General features: G+C 52.8%; 13 protein-coding genes. All 13 read right to left on the bottom strand.

The genetic code is table 11. From position 1 onward, the window contains the following. Window positions 1-87: 87 nt before the first annotated feature. Window positions 88-1449, bottom strand: a complete 1362-nt coding sequence (locus KQI75_RS09935) for an MATE family efflux transporter (RefSeq protein ID WP_216470647.1) — start codon at window positions 1447-1449, stop codon at window positions 88-90. Between the two features lie 61 nt (window positions 1450-1510). Then, on the bottom strand, window positions 1511-1855 hold the full coding sequence (locus tag KQI75_RS09930; protein WP_216470646.1) for a hypothetical protein: 345 nt from the start codon (window positions 1853-1855) through the stop codon (window positions 1511-1513). A gap of 17 nt (window positions 1856-1872) precedes the next feature. Beyond that, a complete protein-coding gene (locus tag KQI75_RS09925) occupies window positions 1873-2811 on the bottom strand; it encodes a magnesium transporter CorA family protein (protein WP_216470645.1) in 939 nt (312 codons plus the stop codon). Window positions 2812-2926: 115 nt separating this feature from the next. Beyond that, window positions 2927-4171, bottom strand: a complete 1245-nt coding sequence (gene ftsZ / locus KQI75_RS09920) for a cell division protein FtsZ (RefSeq protein ID WP_216470644.1) — start codon at window positions 4169-4171, stop codon at window positions 2927-2929. A gap of 187 nt (window positions 4172-4358) precedes the next feature. Next, entirely contained in the window at window positions 4359-5516 is a 1158-nt protein-coding gene (locus tag KQI75_RS09915; RefSeq protein WP_216470643.1) for a cell division protein FtsQ/DivIB, read from the bottom strand. Beyond that, entirely contained in the window at window positions 5513-6637 is a 1125-nt protein-coding gene (murG, locus tag KQI75_RS09910; protein ID WP_216470642.1) for an undecaprenyldiphospho-muramoylpentapeptide beta-N-acetylglucosaminyltransferase, read from the bottom strand. Before murG ends, KQI75_RS09915 begins: the two co-directional genes overlap by 4 nt. A 24-nt stretch (window positions 6638-6661) precedes the next feature. Beyond that, window positions 6662-7927, bottom strand: a complete 1266-nt coding sequence (gene ftsW, locus KQI75_RS09905) for a putative lipid II flippase FtsW (RefSeq protein ID WP_216470641.1) — start codon at window positions 7925-7927, stop codon at window positions 6662-6664. Between the two features lie 39 nt (window positions 7928-7966). Next, window positions 7967-9016 carry a phospho-N-acetylmuramoyl-pentapeptide-transferase gene (gene mraY, locus KQI75_RS09900; RefSeq protein ID WP_216470640.1) on the bottom strand — a complete coding sequence of 350 codons (1050 nt, stop codon included), beginning with the start codon at window positions 9014-9016 and terminating at the stop codon, window positions 7967-7969. A gap of 24 nt (window positions 9017-9040) precedes the next feature. Further along, window positions 9041-10399 (bottom strand): UDP-N-acetylmuramoyl-tripeptide--D-alanyl-D-alanine ligase, encoded by a 1359-nt coding sequence (locus KQI75_RS09895; RefSeq protein ID WP_216470639.1) that lies wholly within the window; start codon window positions 10397-10399, stop codon window positions 9041-9043. A 26-nt stretch (window positions 10400-10425) separates the two neighbouring features. Beyond that, on the bottom strand, window positions 10426-11880 hold the full coding sequence (locus KQI75_RS09890) for a UDP-N-acetylmuramoyl-L-alanyl-D-glutamate--2,6-diaminopimelate ligase (RefSeq protein ID WP_216470638.1): 1455 nt from the start codon (window positions 11878-11880) through the stop codon (window positions 10426-10428). A 13-nt stretch (window positions 11881-11893) separates the two neighbouring features. Beyond that, window positions 11894-14203, bottom strand: coding sequence for a penicillin-binding transpeptidase domain-containing protein (locus tag KQI75_RS09885; RefSeq protein WP_216470637.1), 2310 nt, complete (start codon window positions 14201-14203; stop codon window positions 11894-11896). A gap of 165 nt (window positions 14204-14368) precedes the next feature. After that, window positions 14369-14845: a hypothetical protein gene (locus KQI75_RS09880; protein ID WP_216470636.1), complete on the bottom strand. Its 477-nt coding sequence runs from the start codon at window positions 14843-14845 to the stop codon at window positions 14369-14371. A gap of 18 nt (window positions 14846-14863) precedes the next feature. Then, window positions 14864-15808, bottom strand: coding sequence for a 16S rRNA (cytosine(1402)-N(4))-methyltransferase RsmH (rsmH, locus tag KQI75_RS09875; RefSeq protein WP_216470635.1), 945 nt, complete (start codon window positions 15806-15808; stop codon window positions 14864-14866). Window positions 15809-15816: the final 8 nt, after the last annotated feature.

Raw genomic sequence — 15816 nt, 5'->3', positions numbered from 1 at the left:
ATTTAATTTTCCCGCACAGCAACGTTGCGGTTTTACCCTTTTAGTATACCATACATACTTCTTTTTGTTAAGTAGGGATAGGAAATTTTATTGTTCCATCGGCCGGAGGATTTTTTTATTGATGCGCAGCATAAACAGTGCGGACAGGCCAAGCGATGCAATTTCTGCAATCGGGAACGACCACCACACCATCGCTACATTTCCGGTCAGAGACAGCAGATATGCTGCCGGAAGCAGCACAACGAGCTGACGGCCAAACGAAACCAGCAGGCTGTACACGCCGTTTCCCAGCGCCTGAAAGACCGAGGAGGCGATGATGCACAAACCGGCAACCAAATAGCTCCAAGACAAAATTCTCAGTGCCGGAATGCCCAATGTCATCATCTGTTCCGATGCGCTGAACATCGAGAGCAGCGGACCCGGAATCACATGGAAGGCGGCAAAGCCAATCAGCATGATAATTTCCGCATAGGTCATCGCCAGTTTGATCGTCTTTTTGATGCGCGCCGGCTTGCACGCGCCGTAATTGTACGCGATAATCGGCACCATGCCGTTGTTCATGCCGTAAATCGGCATGAAGATAAACGACTGTAATTTGTAATACACGCCGAACACTGCCGTAGCCGTCGAAGTAAATGCAATCAAGATGCAGTTCATGCCGTAAACCATGACGGAAGAAATCGACATCATCAAAATAGACGGCACGCCAACCGCATAAATGCGGCGAATGATGTCTCCGCTCGGGCGGAATCCGCGGAAGTCCAAATGAATATCCGGATTATATTTGAGGTTGAAGAAAATTGCCAGACAAGCGGCGATAATCTGACCGATTACCGTTGCGATGGCTGCGCCTGCGATGCCGAGCTTCGGCGCCCCGCACAGACCGAAAATCAAAATCGGATCAAGAATAATATTGATGATGGCACCCAGTCCCTGTGTGCACATGGTAAAAATTGTGCGGCCGGTCGCCTGCAAAATGCGCTCAAAGGTCATCTGTACAAACAGACCAAAGGAAAAAACTGCGCAGATTTTCATGTAGATCATACCGTACGCAATAATTTCCGGATTATCCGTCTGCGAACGAAAAAACAGACCGCATGCGAACAAGCCGAACAGCAGGAATATCAAATAGCTGCAAATTGCAAGAAACACACCGTTTCTCGCCGCACGATCTGCCTGCTCCTGCTGCTTCGCGCCCAGCGACCGCGACAGCAGCGCATTCATACCGACGCTAGTACCCGATGCGATAGCAATCATCAAATTCTGCACCGGAAACGCCAGCGAAACCGCCGTCAACGCGTTCTCACAGATGCGTGCCACGAAAATACTGTCCACGATGTTATACAGCGCCATGACCAGCATGGATACAATCATTGGCAGTGCCATCGTGATGAGCAGCTTATTGATCGGCATAACGCCCATCTTGTTTTCTTTTTGCATTTGTGCCATAAACAAACTCCTTTCTGTTTCTGGAAAGAAAGGCGATGACATCTCTGTCACCGCCCATTTTTCAACATTCGTATTCGTCAATCTCGAAGCGATTGCCTACATCATAGCCGACATCCAGATATTCCATCACGGCCAGCGCTTCCCAGCAGTCGCACAGCTTGACCTGCTGCACAATGTCCATCTTGTCCCACTGCGAGCGCGTACACAGCTTGCGTGTGCACGCAATGCTGTCTTTATAATTGGTGCGAATCCAGCGCTCCGGATCTTCCGTGCGAATTTCACACACCGCATTGCCCTTCGGATCTACAATCTGCATCGGCAAATCTTTTTTAAATCTGCCGGAAACAAAAATGCTCTTGAGCAGTCCGGCAAGCGATACCACGGAGGTAATCGTTTTTGTTGTCATACAAAGTCTCCTTGTCATCAGTACAGCTTATGTTTCTTGAGAAAGCGCCATGCAATCACGCAGGCGACAATGGACACGATGGCAGGAATAAAGCTGACTGCGCCGGGCAGATAAGACACATTCATGCCATAAAATCCAAATACCATATTCGGAATGGTCATAATCAGGGTGATAACCGTCAGTGCTTTCATGATGTCATTCATATTGTTGGATACAACCGAGGCGTATGCCTCCATTGTGCCCGCCAAAATGGTGGAATAAATGCCCGACATCTCAATCGCCTGACGAATCTCAATCAGCGCATCCTCCAGCAAATCGCGGTCATCATCGTACAGCTTGAGGATGCGGCCGCGAAGAACCTTCTCCATCGTCACTTCATTGCCCTTTAACGAAGCGGAAAAGTAAACGAGAGATTTTTGCAAACCGAGCAGCTGCATGAGATCCTCATTTTCCTGACTGTCGTACAATCGGCGTTCGATCTCATTGAAGCTGCGCTCAATGCGGTGCAAATAATTCAAAAATCGACCTGCTACGCGCAGCAGCAGCTGAAATACAAATCGTGTGCGCATCGCGGTCTGAATGCCGCGCACAATCTTTCCGGACGCAATGTCACGGGTCACGCTGGTATCTTCCAAACACACCGTCACGACAACCTGATCTGACACGACAATCCCCATTGGCAGCGTGGCATACATCTGCACATCACGCGTGATGCTGTCGCTCTCCTCTTCCACCGGAATATCTACAATCAGCAGTGCCTGATCATCTTCCAATTCCACACGGGAGGATTCTTCCGGGTCGAGCGCCGCGCGAACAAAGCCTGCATCCAATTCCTGCGAGGATATGACATCTTCCACCTCCGCGTTTGTCGGATTGATAAGATTGATCCAGCAGCCTGGACACGCACTGTCCAAACGAACAATCTTTCCCTGTTCGGACTTCAGATACTCAACCACAGCGCACACCTCCCTGTCAAATTTCATTCCGATGAAAAGCCCTTCCTCCGAAGAAGAAGGGCTGTTCTGTTCTATCTTGTTTTACGCGAAAAAGCGCGAAGTTGTCAGCAAACCATTACTTGCTGCTGAAAATCTTCATGATATCTGCAAACGGATCATCCTCATCCAGAGACTGGCCGTCTGCTACGCTGGCCTGTGCCTGAGACGGCTGTGCCTGCTGCGGCTGCATCGGAGCGACCGGAGAAGCCGAGAAGCTCTGTGCCGGTGCTGCAAACTGCTGCGCCGGAGCGGAGAACTGCTGTGCCGGTGCAGAGAACTGCTGAGCCGGTGCTGCGAAGGTCTGCGCGGTTCTCTTTGCATTGGAGAACATAGCAGAGCGATCCTGCTGCTGCTTGGTTGCCGGCGGATTGTCGAAGCCGGTTGCAATGACAACAACGCGAATCTCATCATCTGCGTCCTCAGAAATAGACGCACCGAAGATGATGTGTGCATCCGGATGTGCTGCTGCCTGAATCATGCTTGCAGCCTGCTCAATCTCATCCAGCTCGATGTCCTCGGAACCAATGACAGACAGAATGACACCGTGTGCGCCGTTGATGGAGCTTTCCAGCAGCGGAGACTGAATTGCCATCTTTGCAGCTTCCTCAGCCTTGTCCTTGCCGGCAGCAGAGCCAACGCCCATGTGTGCAAAGCCTGCGCCCTTCATGATGGAGGTAACATCGGCAAAGTCCAAGTTGATGAGACCCGGAACGGTAATCAGTTCGGAGATCGAAGCCACTGCCTGATGCAGGACATTATCTGCGATTTCAAATGCGTTTTTGAAGCTGATCTTCTGATCCGATACATACTTCAGGCGCTCGTTCGGAATAACGATCAGAGAGTCAACATTTTCCTTGAGCTGATCAATGCCTGCGTTTGCCTGTTCCATGCGCTTCTTGCCTTCAAAACCAAACGGTCTGGTAACAACGCCGACAGTCAGAATGCCCATTTCCCGTGCGATCTGTGCGACAACCGGTGCACCGCCGGTACCCGTGCCGCCGCCCATGCCTGCGGTGATAAATACCATGTCAGCACCTTCCAGTGCCTTGTTGATATCCTCGCGGCTCTCTTCTGCAGCCTTGCGGCCGATCTCCGGACGGGAGCCTGCGCCCTGTCCCTTGGTCAGCTTGGTGCCAACCTGAATCTTTACAGAAGCCTCCGAACGATTCAGCGCCTGCTTATCGGTATTGATTGCAATAAACTCAACACCCTGCAGACCGCTGGTGACCATTCGATTCACCGCGTTATTGCCGCCGCCGCCAACACCGATAACCTTGATGTTGACAACGGAATCGTAATCCATTTCAAACTCGAAACCCATGTTTGATCTCCTCCGTCGTTTTATATGAAGTAAATTTTATTTCGTCTCAAACCGAGGCGCCCGTCCCGCGGACAGGCACTTCGAATCCATTTTCTTCATTTTACCTCTTTCCCGCCGTTTTGGCAAGACAAGAAGGTGCATTCTTCAAAAAAAGTTCTTATTTTTAACCGAACCCGCGCCGTGCGCATCAATCATTCGCCGCCTCTGCCGTGCTGTCGCCGTCCGACTCGCTGTTGCCGCCTGCACTGCTGTCGGTTTTGTCTTCCGAGCCGTTGTCCGTGTCGGCCTGTTTGGTCGAGTTCGAGGAATCGTCCGTGCTGTCTGCATCGGTGCTGTCTGCATCGGTGCTGTTTGCGTCGGTGCTTTCTGTATCGGTGCTGTCTGCGGACTCTGTCTTGGTCTCGGCAGTCCCCGCAGCCTTATCCAGTTCTTCCTCCTTGATGACAACATCGGAAGTCGTATCCTCCGTCGGACGGTAACGCGCTTCCTTTTCGTCGGTCAAATCAATCACGCCGCTCTCCGGCAGGGACGGTTCTTTGAGAATCGCTTTGAGGAACTGAATTTTGTGTTCCAGATTGCTTTCCTCCAGTGCACCGAGTAAAATCGTATACCTTTTGTCATACGTCACGCGGACATCATACGCCTTTTCCACATCAATTGTCTTGATGTGTTTCTTCATGCCGTACTGATCCGTCAGTTCCAGCAGCTTCATGACAGAAGCCGCCTTTCCATATTTGTCCTCATCAACAGTATCGCCGACATGCAACCCCTTCATCGGCACACCGGTCACTTTTGCCGTGCCCTTCGCGGCGGATTTTGTTTTTTCCAGCACCTTGCCGGACATATCCAAAATCAGATATTTTCCGTTCTGCTCGATAGACAGCGCCGCTGTGCGGTCATTCACCTCTATTTGCAGCGTGCTCGGCAGCTTACGGCGCAGCTTGACGGTGTCCAAATACGGATATTCGTCTTTCAAATCCGCTGCAATCTGCTCGGTATCCAGAAAGAACATATTATCGCCCTGCTTGACGCCGGTTGACTTGATGAGCTGTTCACTCGTATAGCGCGTATCGCCCGTCACATTGATTTTCGACACCTGAAAGAAAATCGTCGGCGCAAAGACAATGGCAAGCAGTACCAGCACCGCAATGCCAATGCGCGAAATCATGCGTCTGCGCTTTTTCTTTTTCTGCCGTTCCACGAGGGCGCGGCGGGAACGCGCGCCGGTGCGGGATGCACCGGATGAATGATACGGTTCGCGGCGCGGCGCTCGATTGCGAGAAGCGTTCCCCGTTCCGGACCGACGTGTTTTTGCATTGCGGCTGTTTCGCCTGCTGTTTCTCACTTTCGCGCAGCCTCCAGAATGTACTGATAAATTTTCTCACTGGAATCCAGAATCGCCATGGTCTTGGCGCAACGACCCATCTCAGCGAGCTTCTCATCATCCGCAAGCAAATCGGTCACTGCGTGATACAGCTTTTCCGGCGTGCACTCCGGCTCCGTGATAACCTGACAGGCACCCTTCTGCTCCAATGCGCGGGCGTTCTTTTCCTGATGGTTTTCCGCCACATACGGAGACGGCACGATGATAGACGGCTTGCCCAGTACGCACAGCTCGCCCAGCGTCGCTGCACCGGCGCGGCAAATCACAAGATCTGCTGCCGCCATGACATCTGCCATATCATAGATATACTCGCGCAGTTCAATGTTCGGATGCTTGTCCAAATCCACGCCCTTTTCCTTGATGCTGTCCGGCAGCCACTTGTACGCAGCGGTGCCCGTCGCATGAATATGCCGGAAGCTGTCGTGCTGGCTCTCCAGCTCAATAAAGCCCGCCATGTGTCGGTTCATATACAGAGCGCCCAAGCTGCCCCAGAACGAAACAACCAATTTTTCATCGTCCGCCAGCTTCATCTTCTTGCGCGCCTTTTCACGGTCTGCAAAAATGATTTCGCCGCGCACCGGTGCGCCGGTCAGGCGAATGTTCGGACGATTTTCCAGCAGCTCGCGCGTGTTCTCAAAACTGATGAGCACGCGATCCGCCTTCTTGGCACAGGACTTTGTCACAACGCCCGGAAAGGCATTGACTTCAAGCAAAACCGTCGGAATATGCAGCTGCTGTGCCGCATGAACCATCGGATAGCTCGCATAGCCGCCGCAGCCCACGACAACATCCGGCTGATATTCGCGCAAAATCTTCTTTGCCTTTGCGGTCGCAGTCAAAGACTTCTGCAGTGTGGCAATGTTGTACAGCACCGCAGACGGAGACATCGAACGCTTGAGGCCGCGCACGTCTACGGTATACAGCTTATAGCCCTCACGCGGCACCAGTTTGGATTCAATGCCCGTCGATGTTCCGGCGAAGCGAATTTCTACATCATTGCGGCGGGACTGTGCATATTTCGCAATAGCAAGACCCGGATTGACATGGCCGCCCGTGCCGCCGCCTGTAATAAGCAATTTCATATCAAGCTACCCCTTTTCTCCTCATCATTGTTTTTTGGATGGCGGAATGTTTCTTGAAATATTGAGTAAAATACCGATTTCCAGCATCTGCATGACAAGCGCCGTGCCGCCGTAGCTGAACATCGGAAGCGATGCGCCGGTTACCGGAAACAGACCGGTGACAACGGCGAGATTCAGCAAAATCTGAAATGCGAACTGCATCGTAATACCGGTTGCGAGGAAAGCGCCAAATCGGCTTCCTGCCCGTCTGGCAATGGAGAATCCGCGGTACACAAAGAACGCAAACAATCCCAAAATCAGCGTTGCGCCGATAAAGCCCAGCTCTTCGCACACAACCGAAAAAATAAAATCGTTAAACGGCTCCGGCAAATACAAAAACTTCTGCCGGCTCTGTCCAAGTCCCAGACCAAACGGCCCGCCTGAACCAATCGCAATCAGCGACTGCACGATCTGATAGCCCTTGTTGCGTGCATCGCTGAACGGGTCTAAAAATACCTTGAGCCGGGAATGTACATGCGACAAATTAAAATACGCCAGAACAATAATCGCGATGCCCGCACCGGTCAGCGGAACCAAGAACCATACCTTCATGCCCGCCACGAACAGAATGGAAAATGCAACAACGGTGATAATCATTGCCGCGGACATGTGCGGCTCCAATGCCAGCAAGCCAATCAGCAGCGCAACCAGCAGCGCGTAAAACATCAAATCCTTGACGCGGTGCACAGATTTCGGATTCTTTGCCGCCAGCTTGGCGAACAAAAGCATGACCGCCAGCTTGGCAATCTCAGACGGCTGAAAGCCGAACAGCCAGCGCTGGGAATTGTTCAGCGAGGTGCCGAGCGGTGTCAAAACGACAATCAGCAGTATGATGGACAACACATACAGATGCAGCGCCCAGCGTTTGTACTTCCAGTACGGAATGCACGAGACGACATACATGAGCGCCAGACCAACCGCCGCAAACATAGTCTGACGGATAAAATAATAAAACGGTCCGGTCGAGGAGCTGTAGTATGCTTTCGGATAGCTGGCAGACAACAGGGCAATCAAGCCGATTGCCAGCAGCATCACCGTCACGAGCAGCAACGGAGCATCCGCCCGTTTTTCTTTCTCTTGCTCATACCAGCCGTACACGCGGCGGGTATACAAATTTTTCGAAAGAAGCGCTTGGAGTCTCTGTGCTTTCCGCGCCTTCTTTCTCCGTCTGTTCGTCTGTTTTTGCGGCGGACGGGATGCCGTTCGGCTGACTGCCCGCGTGCCGCGCTTCTTTCCCGAAGCAAAGGCCATGGAAATCACCTCCGTCTTTCCGATCTCACGTGTAACTTGTTACAAATAATGCGGTGCGGTGCCAAAGTACGCCAGCACACACATCACAACCGTGATGCCGGCGAAAATCAGCACAATTTTCTTTTCGCTCCAGCCGCACAGCTGAAAGTGATGATGAATCGGCGCCTTCTTGAAAATGCGCTTGCCCTGCATCTTCACATTGCCCTTGGCATCGCGTACCGGCTGGCCGTTTTCGTCCAGAACCGGCTTCTTGGTCGCCTTATAATAGGAAACCTGCAAAATATCCGACAGCGTCTCAATGACGTAAATCAGACCGACAAACACAAGTGCAATCGGCTGATCGCAGGCAAAGGCAAGACCTGCAACGGCGCCGCCGAGAAACAGCGAACCGGTATCGCCCATGAATACCTTAGCCGGATTGAAATTAAAGATCAGGAAGGCAGCCAAACCGCCAGCCAGTGCCGAAGCAAATACAACAACCGGTGTATTATTGGAAATGACGCCGATTACGATAAAATACACTGCAACCGGCAGCGTCACGCCTGCAGCGAGACCGTCCAGACCGTCGGTCAGATTGACTGCGTTGTTGCAGCCGACCATGATAAATGCCGCGATGACAATATACACCAGCCACGGGATGTTCAGCGAAACACCTGCAAACGGAATGTACAGGCTCGGCAGCAAATAGCCGCCCATGTGCAGGACGGACAGGAACACCAGCGCCAGCACCAGCTGCAGCGCAAATTTCTGCTTGGAGGTCAAGCCCTCATTTTCCGCCTTGCGAATCTTGGTGCGGTCATCAATAAAGCCGATGAGTCCGTAACACAGCGACAGCAGCAGTACGGTAAACGACTGAATCGAAATCGAATGCACAAGAATGACGTTGGAGAGAATTGTCACAAGCGTAATGCTGATGATGAACATAAAGCCGCCCATGGTCGGCGTGTTCTGTTTGCCGGCATGCTCCGGCACATAGGACAGGATTTTCTGTCCGAAATTCATATTGTGTAAGTAGCGAATGAGCGCCGGTCCGATTGCTGCCGCAATGATAAACGATGCAATGACCGACACAGCGATAATGGTTGTCATGTACGATTTCCCTGACTTTCTCTTTTATTTTGCTCGGAACAACTCCAGAGCCCTTTCCATCTTCCAATAGCGGCTGCCCTTAAACAGCAGAGCATCTCCCTGCTTCACATCGCGCTTGAGTGCGCCGGCAATGCCCTCGTGCGAGTGCATGATGTGAATGTTCGCATCCGGCATACCCGCTTCCAGTGCGCCGATACGATAATCCTCCGCGCCGTCACCGTAAGCATACAGCACATCCGCACACTTGGCAATGCTCTTGCCGCAGCGCTGGTGCTCTGACGCCGCAAAGCTGCCCAGCTCCCGCATACCGCCGAGCACCGCGATGCGCTTGCCGGTGATTTTGAGCTGAGACAGCAGCTCCAGCGATGCATTGACGGCATCCGGACTCGCATTGTAGCACGAATCAATGATGGTGCAGCCGTTCTCCTGCGTGATGGTCTGGTGAATATCCTGAAATCCCTGAAGCCCTGCCGCAATTTGCTCCGGCGAGAGCCCCAGACACAGACCGACACTGGCCGCTGCAAGGGCATTGTAGACATTGTGTTTGCCAACTGTACCGATGACCGCGTCAAAGCTGCCGTTCGGATGCACAATCGTCAGATTGATATGATCTCCCTCCTGCACGATATGCTGTGCGCGCACATCGCATGCCGGATTTTCGATGCCGAAATACAGGGTCTTTGCCGCGATGCGGTCTTTCTTGCACCACAGCAGCGGCTCATCTCCGTTGAGCACAGCCGTGCCGCCTTCCTGCAGTCCCTCCAGAATTTCCATCTTGGCATCGCGGATGCCCTCACGGGAACCAAGGAATTCAATGTGTGCGGTGCCGATATTGGTAATGACGGCAACCGTCGGCTTTGCCTGCACCGTCATGCGGGAGATTTCTTTGAAATTGGACATGCCCATCTCGACCACCGCCGCCTGCGTTGATTCCTCCAAGCGGAACAGCGTCAGCGGCATCCCGATTTCATTGTTCAGATTTCCCTGCGTGTACAGCGTGCGGAACTTCTGTCCGACAACCGCCGCTGTCATTTCCTTGGTTGTCGTCTTGCCGACGGATCCGGTGATGCCGACAACCGGAATATCAAACAGCGAACGATAGCCGCCCGCCAGCGCCAGCAGCGCCGCTCTGGTGTCCGGCACGCGAATGACCGGAACCGGCAGATCTACGTCTTTTTCCGACATGACGGCAGCGGCCTGCAGCTCTACCGCCTTTTCCAAAAAGTCATGGCCGTCAAATCGCTCGCCGCGAATCGGAATAAACAGGCTTCCGGCCGGAATAGAGCGGGAATCGGTAGAAATACCGGTAATCTGCGTGTTTCCGTCACCGACAACCGTACCGCCTGCAAATGCAGCCGCTTGTGCAGCCGTAATCATCTTCATATACTTTTCCCCTCTTATTTGATTTTTTACTTGTGATTTTTATTTTCGAAATACTGTGCGACAACCTCGCGCTCATCCAGATGATGCTTGACGTGATTGATTTCCTGATATGTCTCATGACCCTTGCCCATCAGCACGATGGTGTCACCGGTCTGTGCGATGTCCAGCGCGTGCCAAATGGCTTCCGGACGATTGACAATCACATCATACGGGGTCTTGGTGTCCTTCATTCCCTCCAGAATATCCTCGATGATTGCCTCCGGCTTCTCCGTGCGCGGGTTATCCGAGGTGACGATACAATAATCGGACAGCTTTGCCGCAATGGCGCCCATCTTCGGCCGCTTGGTGCGGTCACGGTCGCCGCCGCAGCCAAACAGACCAATCACGCGACCCTTGGTGAATACGCGCGCTGCTTCCAGAACATTTTCTACGCCGTCCGGAGAATGGGCATAGTCAATGAGTACAGTATAATCGGTATTTGTCGGAACCACTTCCACACGACCCTTGACGCCGTGCGCTTTGTGCAGCGCATCTGCCGCATCGGCAACCGACACGCCGAGTGCCTTCGCACAGGACAGTGCACACAGCGCATTGTATACAGTGAACTGTCCCGGAATCCCCAGCTTCACCTCGGTTTTGCCCTCTGCGCTCTCGCACACAAAGCCGATGCTGTCTGCATGCAGCTGAATATCTGCGGCGCGCAGGTCACAGGCTTCATGCTCGCCATAAGACAGGAACGGACAAGCCTTCTGCTCCAGCATGAACTTACCTGCCGCATCGTCCAGATTGGTCACACCGGTCTTGCTCTGATGGAACAGCAGTGCCTTGGCATCCCGATAGGCTTCCATGGTCTTGTGGAAATCCAGATGATCCTGCGTCAGATTGGTGAACGCACCGACGGTAAATTCGATGCCGTATACGCGATCCAGCACCAGCGAATGCGAGGATACCTCCATGATGACATGCGTACAGCCCGCATCACGCATCTGTGCGAACAGCTTGTGCAGTTCAAAAGATTCCGGCGTGGTGCGCTCGGTCGGCAGAATCTCATCGCCAATCATGTTTTGGTTGGTGCCGATGAGGCCGACGGTGTGACCCTGCGCCTCAAGAATGGTCTTGAGCAAATACGTCGTTGTGGTCTTGCCGTTGGTGCCGGTGATGCCCACCATGGTCATGCTGTCCGCCGGATGGTCAAAATAATTGGCTGCCATCTGTGCCAGCGCGCGGCGAGACGAATCTACGCGGATGTACGGCACCGAAATGCCGCCCTCTGGCACATGTTCCAGCACAATTGCGCTTGCGCCCAGCTCAATCGCCTTGCCGATGTACTTGTGACCATCGGTTTCATAGCCGGTGATTGCCACAAAGACATCTCCGTTCTGTACCTGACGGGAATCATATTTCAGCTCGCCAATTTCCATTCCGGTGTCTGCGGTCTGTTCCGCAATGTCGACGCCCTTGAGAATCTTTTCCAGTTTCATGTCTGTCTCCTTATTATTCCTGACTCGTTACGTTGTTGCCAAAGGCTACCGTGACAACGGAGCCTCTTGCCGCTTCACTGCCTGCCGCCGGGCTTTGCTGCACCGCAGCGGATGCACCGGATGTTCTCCAGCTGGCAATGCCGTTTTGCTTCATATACAGTCCAGCCTGCGCCAGCTCGGCACGCGCAGTTTCCACGCTCATGCCGCTGACATCCGGAACCTTTACTTTATCTGTCGGCTTCTTTTCGCCGCAATACAGCACAATTTTATTGTCCGGCTGCACAGAGATGCCTGCCACCGGAAGCTGATCTGTGACCTTTTTGCCGTCACCCTTTACCGTGTAATCCACGCCCAAGTCGTCCAGCGCCTTCTTGGCATCATCTACAGACTGTCCCGTCAGAGTCGGCACGGTAATCTCCTGCCGGTCTGCTTCTTCATCCGAATAAACAGCCTCTACGCCGAGATACGGCAAAATATCTTCAAAGATACGCGCAACAACCGGAGCTGCCACAGCGCCGCCGCCCTTGTTGTCGGTCTGCGGTTCATCGACCATGACGAGCACCGCATACTGCGGGTCATCCATCGGTGCCAGACCGATAAACGAAGCAATACGCAGCTTTTTATTGCTCTTCGGCTGTTTCTCAGACGTTGCCGTCTTGCCGCCAACGCGGTAGCCCGCAACATACGCGTTCTGACCGGTGCCCTGCGAAACAACGTTTTCCAGATAGTTATTCATTTTGTCGCTGATCTGCTTGGAAATCACCTGCCGCTTGACCTGTGTATCCATCGTCTGCTGAATATTGCCGTCAGCATCGACAATTTCGCGAACCACATGCGGCGTGACCAGCTTTCCGTCGTTGGCAACGGCGGAAACCATACACAGCTCCTGCAGTGGCGTAACCTGAAAGTTCTGACCGAACGACGCCGTCGCCAAGTCCACTTCTCCCATGTTGTCAAAGAAAATGCCGGTCGCTTCACCCGGCAGGTCAATGCCAGCCTTATCCATGAAGCCGTATGCTTCAAAATACTTGCGGAACATATCGGTTCCGATCAGCGCACCGATGTCCATCATTGCCACGTTGCAGGAATTTGCCAGCGTATCCTTGAGCACCTGTGTGCCGTGACCGCCGTCCTTCCAGCATCGAATGGTTTTATCTTTGACTCTCTTGGAGCCGCCGCAGGTAAAGGTGCTGTCATCATTGACCAACCCTTCCTCCAGCGCGGTGGACACGGTAAATACCTTAAATGTCGAGCCCGGCTCATAGGTATCGTTGAGTGCTTTGTTTCGCCAAAGATTCAGCAAAATCTCACTGTACTTTTTATCGTAGTCATCGCCGCTGAGATTGTTCAGCTCATTGAGCAGCGAGGTGTATTCCTCCGGAATCACGCGCGGATTGTTTAAATCAAAATCCGGCTTGGTGGACATCGCCAAGATCTCGCCGGTCTTGATGTCCATGACAATGCCGCAGACGCCCTTTTTCGCGCTGGTCTGCGCCAGCACTTCTTCCAGATGTTTTTCCAGATAGTGCTGTACGCCCTCATCCAGCGTCGTCACAACGCCGTTGCCGTCTTTGGCAGCGACATATTTTTCATAGTCATACGGCATATCCGAGCCAAGCGCATTGGTCGCTTTGACCACGCGGCCGGCCACGCCCTTGAGCACATCATTATATTGCAGCTCCAAGCCGTACAGACCCTGTCCGTCATCGTTTGTAAATCCGATGACCTGCGAGGCAAAATTGCCGTATTTATAATAGCGCTTGGAATCCTCCGTCGTGTTGACGCCGGAGAGCTTTTCATCGCTGAGTTTTTGTACCAATTCATCCGCAATATCCGCATCGACATGCCGTGCGATGCGCACATAGGACTGATCTCTCTGTATCTTTTTTAAGGTTTCATCATAATCCAAATCTAGATACTTGGCAAGCAGCTTGGCAATGCGCTGCTGATACTTCAGGCACGCCGCTTCTTTCTCCTCATCGGTTGCCGGAATGGCTTTGCCCTTTTCGTCTCGTTTGATCTCAACCGACGCCAAGCCCTTTGTGCGAATATTCGTCGGAGAGACGCTGATTTCCTGCGTCGTCGCACTGACAGCAAGCTCCGTCATATTGCGGTCATAAATCGAACCGCGCATCGGCGTGATAATCAGGTCTTTGGTCTGATTTTCCGCCGCTTTGCTTTGATAAAAATTGGTGTTGATGACCTGCAAATACAGCAGGCGACCCGCCACGATGACAAAGCTCAGCACCGCAAAGATAAGAATCAAAACGCCAAGGCGAAAACGAATACCTTTATTTGTCTTGTTGGAATGTTTTCCAGCCATTCGTCCAATCTCCAATCAATCGTTCTGCGAAATACCCGCCTTTTAAGAATACCTTTGATTATATCACAACTGTGTATCAATTGCATCGTCAATATGACAAAAAACAGGGAGTCAGAAGGTTATTCACGCTTCTCACTCCCACCGTTTTATTATGTATATGATACATCAGCGTAAAAATGATAAAATCGCACTAAAGCTCTTTACAAAACTGGATGCCAGTTTTTCTACCCCGCTCGAGCCCTCGTTTACCTGTACCTGATCGTTTTTCTGCAGCTCAAGATATTCCTCCTGACTGCGGTCGAGCTTGACCAGCCCCAATACATTTTCCGCATAATTTTCTACTTGCGAAAGATCCACAGAGTTTTCCTTTTTCGCCTTGAGCGAAGTGCACTCGCTCTCCAGCTGTGCGAGCTGTGCCTGTTTATCCTCTACTTTCTTTGTCAGGTCCGTCACCTGTATGTATCCGACCACCGTGCCCACTGCGCCTGCCATGACAATGGCAATCATTGCCGCAATGGCCAGCTTTCGGATACGCTCGCGGCTGCGCCGGATGCGTGCACGCTCTTTTTTGCGCGCCATCTTGCGCTGTTCCGCGGAATCTATCGGAATTGGCGTCTGATTCCGCCGCGTTTCTTTTGTCATACGAGTTCGCTCTCCCTTTTACTTTCTTGGCATTTTTTCACATACTCTCAATTTTGCGCTTCTCGCGCGGGGGTTTCGAGCGATTTCCTCCATAGACGGCAGCAGCGGCTTGCGCGCTACCAGTTTTACCTTTGCCTGTTTGCCGCACACGCACACCGGAAAGTCCTTCGGACAGGTGCAACCCTGCGCTGCGCTGCGAAAGGCATTTTTTACAATGCGGTCTTCCAAGGAATGGAAGGTAATAACAGCCAATCTGCCACCCGGCGCCAGCAGGTCAATGGAACGCTCCATCGCTTCCTGCACCGCTTTGAGCTCATCATTGACGGCAATGCGGATTGCCTGAAAGCTGCGCTTGGCCGGATGCTGCTTTTCGCGGCGCGCCGCCGGCGGCATTGCCTCTCGGATGATATCCGCCAGCTCCAGCGTCGTTTCAATCGGCTTTTGTTCCCGCGCGCGCTGGATAGCCGCCGCAATCTGCGGCGCATACCGTTCCTCGCCGTATTCCCAAAGAATGCGGCGAATCTCATTGCGATCCCATTCGTTGACAACCTCGTATGCAGACAACGGCTGCTGCTGATCCATGCGCATGTCCAGCTTGGCGTCATGCATATACGAAAAGCCGCGCTCTGCAATGTCCAGCTGCGGAGAAGATACACCCAGATCAAACAGGATGCCATCTACCTGCTCCACGCCGCACGAAGCAACCGCCGTGTCAATGTTCCGGAAGTCACTTTTTACCAGCGTCACACGGTCGCGCACCTCTGCCAAGCGTTTTTCCGCGTTGGCGAGTGCCATATCATCGCGGTCAATGGAAATCAGGCGGCCGCCCTCGGTCAAACGCTGTGCAATGTGCAGCGAGTGTCCCGCTCCGCCCAGCGTCGCGTCTACGTACACGCCGTCCGGACGAATGTTCAAGCTGTCGAGACACTCGGACAGCAAAATTGAAATATGCTGAAATTCCATTTTTTCGT

This window comes from Butyricicoccus intestinisimiae (assembly GCF_018918345.1).
In the GTDB taxonomy this organism is placed as follows: domain Bacteria; phylum Bacillota; class Clostridia; order Oscillospirales; family Butyricicoccaceae; genus Butyricicoccus_A; species Butyricicoccus_A intestinisimiae.
The sequence above is the reverse complement of the archived record's forward strand: the minus strand, read 5'-3'. Positions and strand labels throughout refer to the sequence as shown.